This is a genomic window from Pseudomonas sp. AMR01, assembly GCF_041946035.1.
Lineage (GTDB): Bacteria > Pseudomonadota > Gammaproteobacteria > Pseudomonadales > Pseudomonadaceae > Aquipseudomonas > Aquipseudomonas antarctica_B.
In genome coordinates, this window is sequence record NZ_JAUTYR010000012.1 from 99,562 (window position 1) to 118,379 (window position 18,818).

General features: G+C 60.9%; 21 protein-coding genes. 2 read left to right on the forward strand and 19 right to left on the reverse strand.

All coding sequences use genetic code 11. The features are described 5' to 3' along the window. Positions 1–226: 226 nt before the first annotated feature. Entirely contained in the window at positions 227–706 is a 480-nt protein-coding gene (locus Q7C20_RS13660) for a GNAT family N-acetyltransferase (protein ID WP_348055911.1), read from the reverse strand. A gap of 242 nt (positions 707–948) precedes the next feature. On the opposite strand from Q7C20_RS13660, the gene Q7C20_RS13665 reads away from it, so the two are divergent. Continuing rightward, positions 949–1,278 carry a hypothetical protein gene (locus Q7C20_RS13665; protein ID WP_375067989.1) on the forward strand — a complete coding sequence of 110 codons (330 nt, stop codon included), beginning with the start codon at positions 949–951 and terminating at the stop codon, positions 1,276–1,278. 51 nt (positions 1,279–1,329) lie between these two features. Beyond that, complete coding sequence (locus Q7C20_RS13670; protein WP_375067991.1) at positions 1,330–1,590, forward strand: hypothetical protein; 261 nt, start codon at positions 1,330–1,332, stop codon at positions 1,588–1,590. A 134-nt stretch (positions 1,591–1,724) separates the two neighbouring features. Here Q7C20_RS13670 and Q7C20_RS13675 read toward each other — a convergent pair whose 3' ends face one another. The 18 genes from Q7C20_RS13675 to plsX all read right to left on the reverse strand — a co-directional run bounded on the left by Q7C20_RS13675 (position 1,725) and on the right by plsX (position 18,817). After that, on the reverse strand, positions 1,725–2,663 hold the full coding sequence (locus Q7C20_RS13675) for a PfkB family carbohydrate kinase (RefSeq protein WP_375067992.1): 939 nt from the start codon (positions 2,661–2,663) through the stop codon (positions 1,725–1,727). After that, on the reverse strand, positions 2,656–4,122 hold the full coding sequence (locus Q7C20_RS13680) for a purine-cytosine permease family protein (protein WP_375067994.1): 1,467 nt from the start codon (positions 4,120–4,122) through the stop codon (positions 2,656–2,658). Before Q7C20_RS13680 ends, Q7C20_RS13675 begins: the two co-directional genes overlap by 8 nt. Positions 4,123–4,319: 197 nt before the next feature. Then, on the reverse strand, positions 4,320–5,321 hold the full coding sequence (locus Q7C20_RS13685; RefSeq protein WP_375067996.1) for an ADP-ribosylglycohydrolase family protein: 1,002 nt from the start codon (positions 5,319–5,321) through the stop codon (positions 4,320–4,322). Next, positions 5,318–6,031 (reverse strand): GntR family transcriptional regulator, encoded by a 714-nt coding sequence (locus tag Q7C20_RS13690; RefSeq protein ID WP_375067998.1) that lies wholly within the window; start codon positions 6,029–6,031, stop codon positions 5,318–5,320. The genes Q7C20_RS13685 and Q7C20_RS13690 overlap by 4 nt, the downstream gene beginning before the upstream one ends. 70 nt (positions 6,032–6,101) lie before the next feature. Then, complete coding sequence (locus tag Q7C20_RS13695; protein WP_375068001.1) at positions 6,102–6,662, reverse strand: DUF1285 domain-containing protein; 561 nt, start codon at positions 6,660–6,662, stop codon at positions 6,102–6,104. A 17-nt stretch (positions 6,663–6,679) separates the two neighbouring features. Further along, positions 6,680–7,285: a DUF4823 domain-containing protein gene (locus Q7C20_RS13700; protein WP_348055927.1), complete on the reverse strand. Its 606-nt coding sequence runs from the start codon at positions 7,283–7,285 to the stop codon at positions 6,680–6,682. A 197-nt stretch (positions 7,286–7,482) separates the two neighbouring features. Further along, positions 7,483–8,451: a GTP 3',8-cyclase MoaA gene (locus Q7C20_RS13705; RefSeq protein WP_375068002.1), complete on the reverse strand. Its 969-nt coding sequence runs from the start codon at positions 8,449–8,451 to the stop codon at positions 7,483–7,485. 139 nt (positions 8,452–8,590) lie between these two features. Continuing rightward, positions 8,591–9,259, reverse strand: coding sequence for a TetR/AcrR family transcriptional regulator (locus Q7C20_RS13710; RefSeq protein WP_375068003.1), 669 nt, complete (start codon positions 9,257–9,259; stop codon positions 8,591–8,593). Positions 9,260–9,703: 444 nt separating this feature from the next. Then, a complete protein-coding gene (locus tag Q7C20_RS13715) occupies positions 9,704–10,489 on the reverse strand; it encodes a TatD family hydrolase (protein WP_375068005.1) in 786 nt (261 codons plus the stop codon). A 62-nt stretch (positions 10,490–10,551) separates the two neighbouring features. Further along, entirely contained in the window at positions 10,552–11,541 is a 990-nt protein-coding gene (locus tag Q7C20_RS13720) for a DNA polymerase III subunit delta' (RefSeq protein ID WP_375068006.1), read from the reverse strand. Beyond that, positions 11,534–12,166 carry a dTMP kinase gene (gene tmk / locus Q7C20_RS13725; RefSeq protein WP_375068007.1) on the reverse strand — a complete coding sequence of 211 codons (633 nt, stop codon included), beginning with the start codon at positions 12,164–12,166 and terminating at the stop codon, positions 11,534–11,536. The genes Q7C20_RS13720 and tmk overlap by 8 nt, the downstream gene beginning before the upstream one ends. Before the next feature lie 19 nt (positions 12,167–12,185). After that, complete coding sequence (gene mltG / locus Q7C20_RS13730) at positions 12,186–13,355, reverse strand: endolytic transglycosylase MltG (protein ID WP_375068008.1); 1,170 nt, start codon at positions 13,353–13,355, stop codon at positions 12,186–12,188. Position 13,356: 1 nt separating this feature from the next. Continuing rightward, positions 13,357–14,172: an aminodeoxychorismate lyase gene (pabC, locus tag Q7C20_RS13735; RefSeq protein ID WP_375068009.1), complete on the reverse strand. Its 816-nt coding sequence runs from the start codon at positions 14,170–14,172 to the stop codon at positions 13,357–13,359. Continuing rightward, a complete protein-coding gene (fabF, locus tag Q7C20_RS13740; protein WP_375068010.1) occupies positions 14,172–15,416 on the reverse strand; it encodes a beta-ketoacyl-ACP synthase II in 1,245 nt (414 codons plus the stop codon). Before fabF ends, pabC begins: the two co-directional genes overlap by 1 nt. A gap of 127 nt (positions 15,417–15,543) precedes the next feature. Next, positions 15,544–15,780: an acyl carrier protein gene (acpP, locus tag Q7C20_RS13745; RefSeq protein ID WP_004371293.1), complete on the reverse strand. Its 237-nt coding sequence runs from the start codon at positions 15,778–15,780 to the stop codon at positions 15,544–15,546. A 192-nt stretch (positions 15,781–15,972) separates the two neighbouring features. Beyond that, entirely contained in the window at positions 15,973–16,716 is a 744-nt protein-coding gene (fabG, locus tag Q7C20_RS13750; RefSeq protein ID WP_375068011.1) for a 3-oxoacyl-ACP reductase FabG, read from the reverse strand. 25 nt (positions 16,717–16,741) lie between these two features. Continuing rightward, entirely contained in the window at positions 16,742–17,680 is a 939-nt protein-coding gene (gene fabD / locus Q7C20_RS13755) for an ACP S-malonyltransferase (protein WP_375068012.1), read from the reverse strand. Between the two features lie 126 nt (positions 17,681–17,806). Then, on the reverse strand, positions 17,807–18,817 hold the full coding sequence (gene plsX / locus Q7C20_RS13760; RefSeq protein WP_375068013.1) for a phosphate acyltransferase PlsX: 1,011 nt from the start codon (positions 18,815–18,817) through the stop codon (positions 17,807–17,809). Position 18,818: the final 1 nt, after the last annotated feature.

The window sequence follows — 18,818 nt, forward strand, 5'->3', positions numbered from 1 at the left end:
GTGCTGATGCTGCCGACTATAAACCTATCGCTTGAAATATCTCAATATATAAATTTGCATCCCATATAGTGAGCAATACGCAAAAAAATGTGGGAGCCGCTCTATGTGGGAGCTGGCTTGCCTGCGATACAGACACCTCGGTAATTCAGTTGCTCCGAGGTGATGCTATCGCAGGCAAGCCAGCTCCCACACAAGCCCGCTCCCACAATTGGATCTTCGTTGTTCTTCAGCCCTGGGCAAAATCGCGCAGCGCGTTGCCTTCCATGCGGTAGCGCACCCACTCCTCCTGCGGCTGCGCGCCGATGGACTTGTAGAAGGCAATCGCCGGTTCGTTCCAGTCCAGCACGCTCCACTCGAAACGCCCGCAGCCGTTGTCGCAGGCGATCCTGGCCAGGTGGCGCAGCAACTTCTTGCCCGCCCCGCCGCCGCGTTGCTCAGGGTTTATGTAGAGGTCTTCGAGGTACAGGCAGTTGCTGCCCAGCCAAGTGGAGTAGCTGAAAAAGAACACGGCAAAACCAATCGGCAAACCATCCCGCGAGCAGATCAGGCCATGGGCGGTAGCGCCTTCGCTAAACAGGCTGCGCTCGATGTCGACCACGCTGGCGATCACTTCATGCCGGGCTTTTTCGTACTCGGCAAGCTCGGTGATGAAGGCCAGGATCTGCGCAGCATCGCTGGGCACGGCGGGGCGAATCTCGATGGTCATGGGCGAGCCTTGGGCAAATTCAAAGCACACATACTAAGGCGCTTTCATGACCGATTGCAGCGCAATTTTATCGCGTCGAGGGGCCGTTACGGCTGATCACAGTGGCGCGGCTGATCCATCGCCGAAGCAGGGCACACAAAATCTTACAGGTGGGTTGATACCGTTCGTCGCCATCAAGGCACAAACCGCAAACGGGCGCGGACCAATAAAGGGTAAGGACATTAATCATATGGAGACACCTCATGAAGAATTCCAAGTTTGCTGCCCTCGCCCTCACCGGCCTGTTGTCTGCTGCGTCGCTGAGCGCCGTTGCCGCTACCACCTCAACCGGCACCACCAACCCCGCCACCTCCGAGTCCCAGAAATCCATGGGCACCGGGATGGATACTAACGGCGGTGCGGTCATCGACAACACCAACGCCGCCGACCCGCACACTCAGGGCCATGATGCCGGTCGTCAAAGCCCGACTGCAGTGGGTAACGGCAAAATGGGCCCCGCAGTCAACGAGCCGAAAATCAATAAAGGCGACGACAACAACATCCCTGGCGCGCCAAAACAACCTACGCCTTGATTCTTCGTCTGCCAGATTTACACCCGATCATTCCCCAGTGAAGAGGTACGCATGAACGTCGATAATGACCTTGAGAAAGAAGTCCTCACCCGCCTGCTGCACGCCCACCCGCACGGTCTGGGCAAGGAGGTGCTGGATAACTACCGCGGCGAAAAGGTGGTAGCCAGTGCCTTGGCATCTTTTCAAGACCGCGGGCTCATCAAGGATGGGCATGTGATCACCGACAATGACGGTGAACATTCGCTGAATTTGCCGATCAAGCTGACCGCATCTGGTGTGGATGAGGCGCGTAAGTTGGAAAAGGCGAGCTAGTAGCTCACTCGCAACACTAAATGTGGGAGCGGGCTTGCTCGCGAAGGCGGCGTGTCAGTCGGTATATTTTTGACTGATACATCGCATTCGCGAGCTAGCCCGCTCCCACATTTTTTTGTGTTGCGTCAGTGAGGTCAGCGGTGCACTGAGTGCGCCTGTTCCGACAACAATGCATCCACTTCGGCAGTGCCCGGTGAAGTCGCCGGCCCCCAACGCGTTACGGCCAGCGCTGCCGCCGCGTTGGCTCGCCGCGCTGCGTGCGCCGGGCTCAAACCTTTGGTCAACCCGGCGAGGAACACACCGGCATGGGCATCGCCCGCGCCGTTGCTGTCGACGGCCTGCACTTTGAAACCCGGCACATGCGCAGCCTTGCCCCGCTGGCTGACCCAGCAGCCATTCGGCCCATCGCGCACCACCAGCAAGGTCGCGGCAGGCAAATGGCGGTTCAGGTCGAGCAGCGCATCCGCAAGAGTGCTCGCGCCGGTAAAGGCCAGGGCTTCCGGGCCATTGCTGGTCCAGATATCAATGCGCGGCAGCAGCGCGACCATCAGTGCCGAATCCGGCGCTTTTACCAACGGCCCCGGGTCAAACACCACGCTGATGTCACGCGGCAACGCCAGCAGCCAGTCGAGCAGTGCGTGCGCCTTGCCTTCCAGCAACAAGCTGTAGCCACTCACGTACACGAAGTCGTCGGCGCGCGGCACGACGCCGGCCAAATCCTCGGCACTCAGGTCGCCCTCAGCGCCGATATGGGAAATGAAGGTGCGCTCGGTGCTGGCCTCGGTCAGCGACACACACAAACCTGTGTCCTTGCCCTCACTGGCGGCTTGGGCCATCTCTACGCCTTCGGCCTGCATGGCCGCGCGGGCCAGATCGCCAAAGCGCCCATTGCCGTGGCGACCGAGGTACACCACCGGCAAGCCGTTACGCCGGGCCGCCGCCATCACGTTAAAGCCACCGCCGGCTTCGAAGCTGGCAGATTTTGCCAGCACGTCGCCGCCGGTTGCAGGCAAGGTATCGAGGGCCATGACCAGGTCGACGATGACCTGGCCGGTGTGCAGCAATCTAGACATTGTGACGCTCTACCAAAGCCGGGCGGCGGTCAGCTGCGCCGCCCAGTACCCCATAAATCCCGCCGGCCACCAGGAAGGTGACGATCCAGCCCAGGCCGTTGTGGCCAAGCCAAGAGTCGGACAACGGCCCGGCGAACCAGATGTTTTGCGCGGTGGTGCCAATGGTGGTGAAGCTGAAACCCAGCACAATCGCCACAGCCCAGGCGCCGAACGCGCGCCATTCCACGCCGCCGCGATACCAGTAGGCGCTGCCTGGGGAAACGTCGAGCAGGTCTTTGGGGCTGTAGTAGCGACGGTGCATCAGGTCGACCACGAAGATCCCGACCCAAGCGGTGATCGGCACGGCCAGCAACGAGATAAAGGTAATAAACGGGCCGTAGAAACTGTCGGCGATCAGCATGAAGTAAATCGAACCGGCGAAGATCGCCACGATGTCGACGATCACCGCGTGCACGCGCTTGACCTTTAAACCGAGGGTCAAGGTGGTAAGGCCCGCCGAGTACACCGAAAGGTTGTTCGACAGCAGCAAGCCACCAAAGGCAGTGACCAGGTACGGCACGGCCATCCAGGTGGGCAGCATGTCGCGGATCGCGATGATCGGGTCAGTCGCCGACGCGAGGTCGTTGTTACCCACTGACAGCAGGCCGCCGAGGGTGATCAGCAACACCAGCGGAATGCCTGCACCAAACGCGGCGGAGGCCACCAGGCGCACAGCCTTGACGCTGCGGTGCTGGTAGCGCGACATGTCGGCGCCAGCGTTGGCCCACCCGATACCGGTACCGGCGGCCATGGTGCCGACGCCGATGATCATCGCGCTCAGCGGTGCCGGGGTCGCGTTGAATACGGCGCTCCAGTCGATGGTGGCGCAGAGGAAGCCGCCGACCACGATGTTCAAGGCGCCGAACACGTAAGTCGCCCACTTCTGAATCACCAATAACGTGGCGTGGCCCAGGCCAGAAACCGCCAGGGTCAGCAGCACGAAAATCGCGATGAACACCAGCGTCAGAATCGGCGCGCTTTTCGCCTCCACCGGCGAGTGGAACAGGATCGAACACAATGACAGCAGTACGAAGGCGGCGGTGGTGGTGTTGACGGTTTCCCAGCCCAGACGCGACATCAACGAGACGATGGTCGGGCCGATATTGCCGCGCACGCCGAAGATGGCGCGGGACAGTGTCAGGCTCGGTGCACGGCCACGACGGCCCGCGATGGAGATGATGCCCACCACCGCGAAAGAGCCGGCGGCGCCAAGGATCGCAACGATGATTGCCTGCCAGATCGCCAGGCCGCGAAACGCAACCAGCGTCGCGCCAAGGGGCAAGCCGAGGATGCTGATGTTGGCCGCAAACCACACCCAGAACAGTTGCAGCGGGTGACCGTTGCACTCGCTTTCAGGAACCGGTTCGATGCCGCGTGTTTCCAGTTGCCCGGCGCTTTGGCCGGAAGAGGGGGTACTCATGAGGGGTGCTCCTGATGCCTGTATTGTTGTGGTTGTGGCAAATAAACAAAGCGGACCTTTACTCGGCCTCCATGACTCGGCGCGATCAAAATGTGGGAGCGGGCTTGCTCGCGAATGCGGTGTATCAGAAATAGATGTGCTGACTGACACACCGCATTCGCGAGCAAGCCCGCTCCCACATTTTTTAATCTGCGGCGTTATCTCAATGTGAGCAGGCCTTGAACCAGTGGCTGCAAATCCAAACCATTGACCTGCTTGACCTGTTCGATCAGCGCCTCTGGCCAGCACTGCATCCCCAGGCATGCACCCAACATGGCGCCGAGGATCGCGGCGATGGTATCCGTGTCGCCGCCAAGACTGGCGGCCAGGCACAGGGCTTCGAACGCATTCATCGCGCCCACCGCCACTTGCTGCGCGAGGGCAAACGACACCACCACCGATTCCTGGGACGCGACAGAGGTGCCGATCAACTCGTAAAGCAGGTCGGCAAACAGGGCTTTGTCGCCGCTGCCGACGGCCAAGGTGCGCGCCCAGCTGATGCGCGTGAAAATGCGCCCGCCAGCGATCCAATGCCCATGACCTTCCGCCTGTTGGGCAACTTGGGTGCCGATGTTCAGGGCTTCACCCAAATCCGCGCCGTTGATGCCAGCTGAGACCACCGCCGCAACGGCGGCGGCGCTGGAGATGCCCAGGCTGGTGTTATGCGTGACCTGACAGGCTTGAATCACCGCCTGAATAAACCGCGCCGGGTCGCTGACGTCCGCCGAGATCCCCACTGGCGTAATTCGCATCGCCGCACCATTGGTGGTGCCGTAGCGGCCGGATTCTTCCGGGGTGTGGCCGGCGAGGATCATGTCGATCGCACGTTTGGTCGATGGGCCGAGCAGGTCCTGGGAGCCCTTGGCGCGCATCGCCGCTTCCCAGTCGATCAAGCGCCGGGCGAGCACAGAGGGTTCGATCTTGCCCTGCCCTTCTACCAGCAACTCACCGACCAGGATCGCCTGTTCAGTGTCATCGGTAATCGAACCTGCGGGCATGTTCGGTGCGATGGGTTGGTCGGCGTCGGCATCTTCCAGGCCGGTGATGGCGCCAAAGCGTGCGCGAACCTGCTCACGGCTCAGGGACTGAGTGGGCATGCCCAAGGCATCGCCCAACGCCAGGCCGTAAAACGCGCCGAGTGCGCGGGAAATCGGGGTCATTTCGAAGCTCCAAACTGCAGGTGCAGGCGAAAGTGCAGAGGGTCGAGCAGACTTTCGACGTGCTCCATGAAACGCTCGCGGCGGTCGTAGGTGGTGCGCGAGGCTTTGAGAAACACCGTGCCGGCAGGGCGGCCGAGCAGTTCGGCGTCCTCATTGCTCAGCGGCTCGGCGCCGATCCATTGGTCACCTTCGGCGCCGACATAGCCGAAGGCCGCCAGGGTGATAGTCAGGGAATTGTCGATCAGGCCGACGTTCGGCAGGCTTTCCAGGCCGCCGGAGGCGGGCATCAGCGAGCGCTCCAGCGACACGAAGGCGCCATCCGGTGCGCAGCGGCGGCGGTCGAGGGCGATGAACCGATCACTGCCAAAACGGCTGAGCAAGTCCGGACGGGTCACCGCTTCCAGACGCAGGATATCGGTGGTCACCTGCGCGCCGGTATCTGCCAAGGCCTGGGCCCAGCCGCTGCGTTGGTCGAGCACCATGCCATCGAACGTGACGATGGAACCGACACCGCTTTGCGTGGCGATATAGTTGCGGCGCTTTAATTCAGCCAAGGCTTCGCGCAAGGTGCCGCGGCTGACCGCAAACTCTTCGGCCAGTTGATGCTCGCCCGGCAGCAGGTAACCGTCAGCCATCACGCCACCTTCAATACGGCGGATGAGCTCGTCGACGACGCGTTTTTTCTTATCGAATCGGACATGTCTAATCATGTACAAATTGATAACCGATGCCGCGCGTTTGCAGCAAGCGAATTATTTCAGGGAGATGAAAATAGCGGCTTCAGGGCTCCAGGCCGATGCGGAAAAACTCCCCACCGCTCCACACGCCCAGCCAGTTTTGGCCGTTGATCGGGCGACTCACCGCCAGCTCGACCAATTGGTAGAACGCGTTGCGATGCACAAGGGCTTCGAGGTTGGTGCGCACCCGCAGATACGGCGCGGGCTCTTGAGTGACGGGGTCGATCACCACCCGCAACGGGTGTTCGAGGCCAGCTTCAATTTGATCATCGACGTTGGTGGTAAAGCGCAATACCTGGCTTTCACCCTGCCCTTCGACTTCCAGGGTAACCGCTACAAACGGCACGTCGTCGACGGTAATGCCGACTTTTTCCACGGGGGTGACCAAAAAATACTCATCGCCATCGCGGCGAATGATGTTGGAGAACAGCTTGACCATCGGCTTACGCCCGATTGGCGTGCCCTGGTAAAACCAGGTGCCGTCGCGGGCGATGCGCATGTCGATGTTGCCGCAAAAGTCCGGGTTCCACAGGTGAACCGGTGCCGGTCCCTTGCCTTTGGGCAGTTGGGCCAATAGATCATTGGCCGTGGCGGAATCGGTCATGGGAAGTTCCTCAGGTGTTACTGATCACTCATCCCCAGCAGGCCGCGAGCGTACTGCGCCAAGGGGCGGGCGATCAGGTCTTCTGGCTTGTTGTCGTGGAACGTCAGTAAACCGCCACGACTGCGAATACGTGCAGTATCAATCAAATACTGGGTGCTGGTCTCGATCAACATGATCTGGATGACGCCGCTGTCCAGGCCCACGCGGTCGAGGGCTTGCTGATCGGTCCACTCATCGGCGTTGCCGATACGGTCATCGGCTGCCGCAAAGCGGCAATACAGCAGGTAGTGAGCGCCCGCCGCGCGGGCTTCGGACATGGCTTCTTCGAGGCCTTCAGGCTTGCGAGCGCGACGCACCATCGGGAAATATTCGACGAAACCGTTGAAGGCTTCCTCGGCCACCACATTAGGTCGCGGGTAGGCACTGCCCGGCGGCACGAAGGCGCCCTGAGCGATGAAGACAAAGGAATCCGGCTGTATGCGGATAGACGCGGTGCGACGGGTATTACTGTGGTCCAACAGCCCGGCGTCGCTCATCTGATAGCGGGTGCCTTCGGCCATATCGCTGACGGTCATGCAACCACTCAGCGTCAATGACGCCAGCAACAAAACCAGACTACGCATCCTAATCCTCCAGAAGCCGGTGACGGAAAACCGGCGAATGGGCACGTAATGCAGAATCCGCGCCATTCAGGTGCAGCACAAAACAAATGTGGGAGCGGGCTTGCTCGCGAATGCGGTGGTTCAGCCACTGAATCTATCAGCTGACACACTGCATTCGCGAGCAAGCCCGCTCCCACAGGGATTTGTGGCAGCCTGGATCAGCCGCCGATGATCTTCATGATCGTCGCGCCGCCCGAGAACGCCACTTCCTGCTTATCGCCCAGCGCCTTCATCAACAGGCCTTGCAAGGCAGGCAGCGCTTGATGGCGCGGTTTGTCCAGCAGGTCGCCGACGTAGTGGCGGTTGCTCGACGACAGGCAACCATGCAACCAACCGGTCGAGGACAAGCGCAGCCGCGAACACGTACGGCAGAACGGCACGCTTTCGTTGGCGATCACGCCGAAAAAGCCCTTGCCCGGCACTTCGTAGCGCACCGCCGTGGCATCCACCGGGGCGTTGGCTTGCAGGTATTCGTGGTGTTCACCGATCAGGCTCAGCAGCTGTTGCAGGCTGACGAACTGCTGTAGGAAAGCATTGGAATCCTTGGCCAGATGGCCCATGCGCATGAGTTCGATAAAGCGCAGCTCGTAGCCACGCTCCAGGCAATAGTCGAGCAGCGGCATCACCTGGTCGAGGTTCTGACCACGCAACGGCACCATGTTGACTTTGATCTTGATTCCGGCCGCGCGGGCCTGGTCCATGCCATCCAGCACGGTCGCCAGGTCGCCGCCACGGGCGATACTGCGAAAAGCGTCGGCGTCGAGGGTGTCGAGGGACACGTTGATGCGCCGAATGCCGGCGTCTACCAGCAGCGGCAGTTTGCGCGCGAGCAGTTGGCCGTTGGTGGTCAGGCTGATGTCGCTGAGGCCCATCTGCCCCACCGCGCCCATAAAGGCTTCCAGTTTGGGACTCACCAACGGCTCGCCGCCGGTGATGCGCAGGCGGTCGATGCCCGCCGCTTCAATCAGATAAGCCACACCACGCGCCATGGCTTCGGCCGAAAGTTCGTCCTGGGCAGCCACCAGCCGCTTGCCGTTAGGCACGCAGTAGGTACACGCGTAATTGCAGGCTGAGGTCAGGCTGATTCGCAAATTGCGAAAACGCCTGCCTTGACGATCAACGATCATGGATCACTCCGGCAGAGGATGATTCGGGCGCGCTGAAAGCTGACTTATAATTCAACTTTTAGCAAGATCCTTGCCTGAGTATATTCCTGGGGCATTGCACCTGGCAGTAAATCATTAGGCCATCACTGTGGCGAATGACCTACGTAGCCGGGGTTTCGCTAGTCTTTGTTTCAGCACTTGGCAAGTCGGTGCTGTGCTTGCGCTTGTTGCCCATGCGCACGCCGATGTCCATCAGGAACTGGAAGAAACCTTCCTGATCTTCCAGCACGTTGCTCCAGAACGGCGAGTGGTACAGCGCCACGGCGCCGTGCACCAGCGCCCAGGCTGCGCAGTAGTGGAAATACGGTGGCACATCTTCAAGCTTGCCCTCGCTGATGCGACCTTTGATCAACAGGGTCAGGCGTTCGAAGTTCGAGGCGCGGATTTTGTGCAGCTCTTCGACCATCTCCGGCACCTGATGGCCCTTGACCACCTTCTCTTCCAGGCGATCAAACAGGCGATAGCGCTGCGGGTCACGCATGCGGAACTCGAAGTAGGCCCGCGACAGCGCCTCCTTGTCCTTGTCGACATCGGCCGAATGCAACAGCTCGTTCAGGTCGCGCTCGTAGTCGAGCATCAGGCGCAGGTAGATTTCGGCCTTGGACTTGAAGTGCTTGTAGATCGTGCCTTTGCCGATACCCACGGCATCCGCAATCATCTCGACGGTGACGCTGTCTTCACCTTGTTCGAGGAACAACTTGAGTGCGGTGTCGAGAATTTCCTGCTCACGGCGGCGAAACTCACGGACCTTACGGGGTTCTTTTTGCATGAGGGAGAGGTCTGCAGAGGTCAATGTGGGTGGAGTGCGCAGGGCCACGGATACGTGGCGATACGATTTACCTGATGCGAGGGATTATCCCGACTGAACAGTCGTTGGGCAACGCCTATGTGAACCCGTTACGCACTTAACTTTCAGCACGCCAACGTTTTCACCGCTCTCAGTCAGAAATAATACGCAACAACTACACCCGTGCACCCGCGCAATGAGAACTCAAGCGAAGCGCGCGTATTCCAAATCTGTTTAAAAAACGACCAATCGCGACTGGACTGAATCGGATACTGATCAATACTTCAGTAGTCGACGCGGCATCTCCCCCAAGTGACGCGTTGACCTGGGTACCGACGGACTGCGTGCCCTTGTTTTACTCCTAATGGTCTTAACCCGGATTCACCCCCCAGAACCCGGGTTTTTTTTGCCTGCGATTTGACCTTCTCAGCCAGCCACGTGGGCCAGCGGAAACAGACGCTTGAAGTTCTCGGTGGTCTGTTCGGCAAACCGTTCGTAGGACTCGCCGCGCAGCATCGCCAGATAATCCGCCACATCTCGCACGTATTCCGGCAGGTTCGGCTTGCCACGGTGGGGGATGGGCGCCAGGTACGGCGAGTCGGTTTCCACCAGTAAACGGTCAGCAGGCACCTGGCGCGCCACATCGCGCAGGGCGTCGGCGTTGCGGAAGGTGACGATGCCCGACAGCGAAATGTAGAAGCCCAGGTCCAGCGCGGCCTTGGCCATGTCCCAGTCTTCGGTGAAGCAATGCAGCACGCCGGCCTGGGGCAGCCCGGCTTCGCGCAACAGGGTCAGGGTGTCGGCACGGGCGCCACGAGTGTGGACGATCACCGGTTTACCGGTTTGCTGGGCGGCTTGCAGGTGCAGGCGGAAGGAGGCTTGCTGCAACTCGGCGGCTTCGGGTTCGTAGTGGTAGTCCAGGCCGGTTTCACCAATCGCCACCACACGCGGGTGGTTGAGTTCACCCAGCAACCAGTCCAACGCGGGCGCTTCGCCAGGCTTCAAGTCCAGCGGGTGGATACCCACCGAACAATCCACGTCGGCATAACGATCAGCCAGGGCTTTGACGTCGGCGGCGTTCTCGGCGCTCACGCCAATGCACAGGAAGTGCCCTACCCCGCGCTGACGGGCAGCTTCCAGGGCGGCATCGAGGGAACCGCCGTGTTGGGCGAGGTCAAGACGATCAAGGTGGCAATGGGAATCTACGAGCATAGGGATTACAACTTGAGTCACGGAAAGTGTCTGGCCGACGATACACCCGTCGGCCACGGAAATTAACGGCGGCCGAGCAAACCGACCCACTGCACCAGCAGCGCTTCGAGCAGCAGCACGCGGTTGAGGTTGGCTTTGCCGAGCACCTTCTGGCGTTGGGCAAGGATCCAGTCCTGAATGTTCAGCACTTTGTCCTGAGCACTTTTCTGCGCCAGGTACTGCACGACCTTGCGCATGTCTGGCAAGCCAAGGCCGTCTTCATCTTTGGTCAACTGGTAGCGCAGGATCAGGCTCGACCAGTCACAGAACCAGTCGAACAGCAGCAGCAAGGGAATGTCCTTCCAGGCGCCTTCGGCCAGTTGCGTGGCGGACTGTTCTTGCTTGAGCAGCTTTTTCACGCCGTCGACCACCAGCGCGCGTTGCTCGCGCACGCCTTGGGCTTGCAGCTTCACCGCCGCCAGCGGCGAACCGGCGGCCAAGGTCAGCAGCTCGACGCGCTCATCGGCGGAACAGTCCGGCAACGCTTGCGCCAGCCATTGCAGGCTCATTGCCTCACTCGGCAACGGGCAGGCCTGCTGCACACAGCGACTGCGAATAGTCGGCAACAAGCGGCTGGACTGGTGGCTAACCAGCAACAGCACGGTATCGCCCGACGGTTCTTCCAGGCTCTTGAGCAAGGCGTTGGCGGCGTTAATATTCATCGCCTCCACCGGCTCGATCAGCACCACTTTGCGCCCGCCCATCTGCGCGGTCTGCACCACAAAGCTCACGAGGTCGCGCACTTGGTCGACCTTGATCGCCTTGTCGGCTTCCTCGGGTTCCAGCAGGTAATTGTCCGGGTGGCTGCCGGCCTTGAGCAGCAGGCAGGATTTGCACACGCCGCAGGCTTCCAGGTTCACCGGCTGTTTGCACAATAAGCTGGCCATCAGGCGTTCGGCCAACGCACGTTTGCCGATGCCGATGGGGCCGTGCAGCAAATAGGCATGAGCGTGTTGCGCGCGGCCGGCCAATTGCTGCCACAGACTCTCCTGCCACGGGTAGGCTTCAGCCACGGGCGCGCTCCAGGAGTGTCGGCAGCAGCGCATCGATGGCCTGCTGCACCTGCGCCAGCGGCTGGGCAGCGTCGAGCAGGTAATAACGCGCGGGCTCAGCCGTGGCGCGCTTGAGGAATGCACCGCGTACGGCGTCGAAGAAAGCCAAGCCTTCCTGCTCGAAGCGGTCCAGGCGACCGCGCGCACTGGCACGGGCCATGCCGATTTCTACCGGCAAGTCGAACACCAGCGTCAGGTCAGGCCGCAAATCGCCCTGCACAAAGGTTTCCAGCGTAGCGATGCGCTCCAGAGACAAGCCTCGGCCGCCGCCCTGATAGGCATAGGTCGAGTCGGTAAAACGGTCGCAAATCACCACGGCCCCACGCGCCAAAGCCGGGCGAATCACTTCGGCCAGGTGCTGGGCACGGGCGGCGAATACCAGCAGCAGCTCGGCATCCGGATGCATCTGTTCTTCGCCCGGCGCCAACAGCACTTCACGAATGCGCTCGGCCAACGGCGTGCCGCCCGGTTCACGGGTCAACACCACCTCGATGCCTTCGGCGTGCAAGCGCTCAGCGAGAAAGTCGCGGTTGGTGCTTTTGCCGGCGCCTTCCGGGCCTTCCAGGGTAATAAACAAGCCAGTCACAGGCAGTCCTTAGTCAGAGTCATTGCGGGCTTTGCGGCGCGGCGGTGTCCGGCGCTGGCTCGGTGGGTGCATCGGCGGGTGCATCGGCGGGTGCATCGGCGGGTTTATCAGCGGGCGCGTCGGCAGGCGGCGTCGAGTCTGGCGCAGGTTTAGCCACCGGCGCCGGGCTGGAGCGGTAATCGGCGCGGCGCTTGAGCTGGAACTCACGCACGGCGGCATTATGCGCATCCAGGTCATCCGAAAAAATATGGCTGCCATCGCCACGGGCAACAAAATACAAGCTGCTGCCCGGCACCGGGTTCAGCGCGGCATGAATCGCTTCGCGGCCGACCATGGCGATCGGCGTCGGCGGCAGGCCGGCGATCATGTAGGTGTTGTAGGGGTTGGCTTCCTTGAGGTGCGCGCGGGTCAATTTGCCGGTGTAGCGCTCACCCAGGCCGTAGATCACTGTGGGGTCGGTCTGCAGCAACATGCCGATTTTCAGGCGTCGCACGAACACGCCGGCTATCTGGCCGCGCTCCTCGGGCACACCGGTTTCTTTCTCCACCAGGGACGCCATGATCAGCGCTTGGTACGGGTCGGTGTACGGCGCGTCGGCGGCGCGTTTGCTCCACTCCTGAGCGAGAACATCGTCGAGGCGGTTGTAGGCTTTTTTGAGGAAGTCGACATCAGTCATGCCGCGCACGAAACGATAGGTATCAGGGAAGAAACGCCCTTCGGGGTGCACGCCGGGGTGACCGAGCTTGTCCATCACTTCGCTGTCGCTGAGGCCGGACAGGGTTTGCACGATCTTCTCGTGCTTGGCCAGCGCTGAACGCACTTGGCGGAAATTCCAGCCCTCCACCAGGGTCAGGCTGTATTGCACCACTTCGCCGCGCTGCCACAGGCCGATCAAACCTTCGGCGGTCAAGCCCGGCGTCATGCGGTATTCGCCGCTGTGCAACGGCTGGCCGTCGAGGTTGAAGCGCCAATACAGGCGCAGCCAAAAAGCGTCGTCGAGCACGCCGTCGGCTTCGAGGCGATTGAAGGTGCCCGTCGGGGTAGAGCCGGCGGGCACATCCAGCAATTGCTCCTGAGACAAATTCAGAGGCTGCTTCAGGGCAGAGTCGAGCTTCCAGGCCGAGAAGCCCAGCAGCAAGCCTGCCGAAACCAGGCCGATCTGCAGCAGTAACACCAGTTTTCGTATCAACTCAAATATCCAATAGCGCGCGAACAATGCCCTGCAGTTTACGGGTGAGCGGCCCAACCGGCCAGCTCATCGCAGCGCAGTCGCGCACCGGCCAAATGCCATACACGCTGTTGCACACAAAGACTTCGTCGGCTTGCTGCAACTGCTCAAGGCTGATGTCGGCCACGGCCACCGGGATGCCCAGCGTTTGCGCCTGGGCCAGAATCTCGGCGCGCATGACGCCCGCAACGCCACAACGATTCAGATCAGCGGTTAGTAACACGCCGTTGCGCACCAGAAACAGATTACTGAACACGCCTTCGATCACGCGACCGGAGCTATCCAGCATCAAACCTTCGGCATGCTCGGCATCTTGCCACTCGGTGCGGGCGATCACTTGTTCGAGACGGTTAAGGTGCTTGAGACCGGCCAGCAGCGGCTGCTCGGCCAAGCGAGTGACACACGGAAACAGGCGAATGCCCTGGGTTCCATGCGCGTCGGGATAGGTTGCGGGCGGATTGCCCTGCAAGATACGGCGCACCGGGGCGCCGGGGTTGATGCCATAACCGCGCTGGCTGTCGCCGCGGGTGAGGATCAATTTGAGTACACCGTTGCCAAGAGCGGCGGCATAGGCCAGCACTTCGCTGCGGATCAGCGCGTGATCCGCAACTAACGCGAGGCGCCTGCACCCCTCGTCGAGGCGTTGCAGGTGGCGGTCGAGCAGCACGGGCTGCCCGGCCTTGACGGCGACCGTTTCAAACAAACCGTCGCCGTACGCCAGGCCACGATCTTTCAGGGGCACACTGCCCTCTGGCTGACCATCGACCCAGCTGTCCATCACTCGGCAAACCGACGGAACACCAGGGAACCGTTGGTGCCGCCAAACCCGAACGAGTTGGAGATCACCACGTCGATCGGCATCGGCTGTGCTTCATGAGGCACGAAGTTCAGGTCGCAGCCTTCGTCCGGCTCATCGAGGTTGATGGTCGGCGGTGCGACCTGATCCTTGATGGCCATGACACTGAAGATCGCCTCGACCGCGCCCGCCGCACCCAACAGGTGGCCGGTCATGGACTTGGTGGAACTCACCGCCAGCTTGTAGGCATGCTCGCCGAACACCGACTTGATGGCTTCGGCTTCCGCCAAATCGCCCGTCGGCGTCGAAGTGCCGTGAGCATTGATGTACTGCACCTGGTCGGCGTTGACCTTCGCGTCGCGCAAGGCGTTGGTGATGCAACGCGCAGCACCGGCACCGTCGGACGGTGGCGAGGTCATGTGGTAAGCGTCGCCGCTCATGCCAAAGCCGATCAGCTCGGCGTAGATCGTGGCACCCCGCGCCTTGGCGTGCTCCAGCTCTTCCAGAACCAGCGCACCGGCACCGTCGGACAACACGAAACCGTCACGGCCCTTGTCCCACGGACGGCTGGCACGGGCTGGTTCGTCATTGCGGGTCGACAGCGCACGGGATGCGCCGAAGCCACCCATGCCGAGGCCACAAGCGGCCATTTCAGCACCGCCGGCGATCATCACGTCCGCCTCGTCATAGGCGATGTTGCGCGCCGCCATGCCGATGCAGTGAGTGCCCGTGGTGCACGCCGTGGCAATGGCGTAGTTAGGCCCCTGTGCACCCAAGTGGATGGACAGGAAACCTGAAATCATATTGATGATCGAGCCGGGCACGAAGAACGGTGAAATTCGACGGGGGCCGGAATCGTGCAGCGTGCGGCTGGTTTCTTCGATATTGGTCAAACCACCAATACCCGAACCCATGGCCACGCCGATGCGCTCACGGTTGGCATCGGTGACTTCCAGGCCGGCGTTACGCACTGCCTGAAAACCGGCTGCCAGGCCGTATTGAATGAACAGGTCGAGTTTGCGGGATTCTTTGACCGAGAGATATTCCTCGACATTGAAGCCCTTTACCGAGCCGCCAAAACGGGTGGAATAGGCAGAAAGGTCCGTGTGTTCGATCAGACCGATACCACTGTGGCCAGCCAGAATGCCCTGCCAACTGCTCGGCACATCCGTACCCAGTGGCGACAACATACCCATACCGGTGACTACGACGCGTCTACGCGACACAGCACTCTCCTTTTTCTAATGACGACACTTCGCTTCAGAACTCACTTTTCATCACCGCTAAAGAAAAAACCGCACGCCGTTACAGCAGTGCGGTTTTTCCCTGATAGCAAGCGACGACTACAAACTATTACGCCTGGTGGCTAGTAACGTAGTCGATAGCAGCTTGAACAGTAGTGATTTTTTCAGCTTCTTCGTCCGGGATTTCGGTCTCGAATTCCTCTTCCAGAGCCATCACCAGCTCAACGGTGTCAAGGGAATCGGCACCCAGGTCTTCTACGAAGGAAGCGGAGTTGGTCACTTCTTCTTCTTTAACGCCCAGTTGCTCGGCAACGATTTTCTTGACGCGCTCTTCGATGGTGCTCATACCTTGTTTAACTCCTAATGGACAAATTCAGGCAGCTGGCCAGTGGGTAAGTGTATAGAAAGACTTTTCAGCTTTTCAACTGAAAGCTTCACCCTTGTACCCGGCAGACCCGCTGCCTATAAATTAAGTTGCAGCTTTATAACGGATTTTAGACAGCTCGTATGACATTTTTTTGAAGCGATCCGTCACAATTTAACTCATGTACATCCCGCCGTTCACCGGGATTGTAGCCCCAGTCACGTATGCCGCACCGTCAGATGCCAGGAAAGTGACCACATTCGCGATCTCTTGAGCCTGGCCCAAACGACCCAGCGGAATCTGCGTCAGCAAGGCTTCACGCTGTGCTTCCGGCAGTTCGCGGGTCATATCGGTGTCGATGAACCCTGGGGCCACCGAGTTGACCGTAATCGACCGCGAACCGACTTCACGGGCCAGTGCACGGCTGAAACCTTCCAGACCGGCCTTGGCCGCGGCATAGTTTACTTGGCCTGCGTTGCCCATGGCACCCACTACGGAGCCAATATTGATAATTCGGCCCCAACGCGCCTTGGTCATGCCGCGCAAAACGCCCTTGGACAGGCGAAACAGACTGTTCAGGTTGGTATCGACAACGTCATGCCACTCGTCGTCTTTCATACGCATCATCAGGTTGTCGCGGGTGATACCGGCGTTGTTCACCAGAATAGCCGGTGCGCCGAACTGTGCAGTGATTTCAGCCAATACAGCCGCAACCGACTCATCGCTGGTCACGTTCAGCTCAAGGCCGGTGCCCTGCACGCCGTTTTCCTTCAGGGTCGCGGCGATACGCTCGGCGCCCGAAGCGGACGTGGCGGTGCCGATCACAATGGCGCCCTGACGGCCCAGTTCCAGGGCGATCGCCTGGCCAATGCCACGGCTGGCGCCGGTAACCAGTGCAACTTTACCTTGCAGACTCATGCAGGCTTCTCCTCAATTCAGGGGTTCAGGCCAGCGCCGCGCGAGCGGCAGCGAAGGCGTCAGGGGTATTCAGGTTGGCGGTCGATACGCCGTCGGCGCAGCGCTTGTTCAGGCCAGCCAGGACTTTGCCCGGGCCGCACTCGACCAGTGTGGTGGCGCCATTGGCAGCCAGGGTCTGTACCGACTCAACCCAGCGCACAGGCTTATAGAGTTGCTCCAGCAGGTCGCGCTTGAGGGTGTCGAGGTCGGCGGCCACGGCCGCGCTGACGTTCTGCACCAGCGGGATCTGCGGCGTCTGCCAGTTGATGGCAGCGATGGATTCGGCAAAGCGCTCGGCAGCCGGGCGCATCAGCTCGCAGTGCGACGGCACGCTCACCGGCAACGGCAGCGCACGCTTGGCGCCACGCGCCTTGCACAGCTCGATGGCGCGTTCAACGGCCGCCTTGGCACCTGCGATCACCACCTGGCCCGGAGAGTTGAAGTTCACGGCGCTGACCACTTCGCCTTGCGCCGCTTCGGCGCAGGCGTCGATCACCACGGCGTCGTCCAGACCCAGGATAGCGGCCATGCCGCCCTGCCCGGCCGGAACGGCTTCCTGCATCAGCTGTCCACGGCGCTCGACCAGCTTGACCGCTTCAGCGAGGGTCAGGCTGCCCGCAGCCACCAGGGCGCTGTATTCACCCAGGCTGTGACCGGCAACAAATGCCGGGCGCGCGCCGCCTTCAGCCAGCCACACGCGCCACAGGGCGATCGAGGCGGTCAGAATGGCCGGCTGGGTTTTATCGGTTTGATTGAGTTGCTCTTCCGGCCCTTGCTGGGTCAGTGCCCACAGGTCGTAACCCAGGGCATCGGAAGCTTCCTTGAAGGTTTCCAGGATCAGTGGATATTGCGCGCCCAACTCGGCCAACATGCCGAGGGACTGCGAACCCTGCCCTGGAAAGACGAATGCGAGGGATGTAGACATGTAACAAGCCCCTAATGATCTGGTCGTCAAAAATGCGCATGCCTACGGTGGCAGCGAACGAAACTGACAGATTGGATGGTCAATTGAACTGGCCGGTCACATTTAAGCATTCCCGAGCCAATTCGCCTAAGGCAACAGATCCTCAAGACGGCCGTGCAAGCGTTGCGGCAGGTTTTCCTGGATCTCGATCAAGGCCCGCGCGATCGCACTCTGAAAGCCCTGCACACCCGCCGAACCGTGGCTTTTTATCACGATGCCCTGCAAGCCCAAAAAGCTTGCGCCGTTGTGCCGTGCCGGTGCCAGGTCAGCCTGCAAGCGGCGCATCAACGGCAGCGCGAGGGCGCCAACCATGCGCGACGCCAGGTTGCGCTTGAACAACGCCTCGATGCGCGTGGCAATCATGGTCGCCAGGCCTTCGCTGGATTTGAGCAGGATATTCCCGACAAACCCGTCGCATACCACCACGTCCGCCTCGCCCCGGTACACGCCGTCACCTTCGACAAAACCGATGTAGTTCACGCCGCGCGCGCCTTGCAGCAAGGTCGCGGCAAGCTTGACCTGCTGGTTACCCTTGATGTCCTCGGTGCCGATATTCAACAAGGCCACACGAGGCCGGGCTACACCCAGCGCCTCAGCGGCCACCGAGCCCATCACTGCAAACTGGAGCAAGTGCTCGGCGCTGCAATCAACGTTCGCGCCCAGGTCCAACAGCTGGCAATAACCGTTCTGCGTCGGAATCGCCGCCACCATCGCCGGCCGGTCGATCCCGGGCAACGTCTTGAGCACATGCCGCGACAACGCCATCAACGCCCCGGTGTTGCCGGCGCTGACACAGGCTTGCACCTTGCCATCACGCAGCAGCTCAAGGGCCACCCGCATTGAAGAGTCGGGCTTGCCACGCAGGGCTGCCGCAGGCTTGTCATCCATGGTGATGGTTTCGCTGGCTGGCGTAATCGTCAGGCGCGCGCGATCCACTGCAGGATGGCTGGCAATCAGTTCTTCAAGAAGGGAGGGTTGACCGACGAGGGTCAGGTGCAGCGAGGGTGTAGCAGTCAGGCTGGCAATGCAGGCCTGAACAATGCTGCGGGGACCGAAGTCCCCGCCCATTGCGTCTATCGCGATGACTAGAGCAGACAAG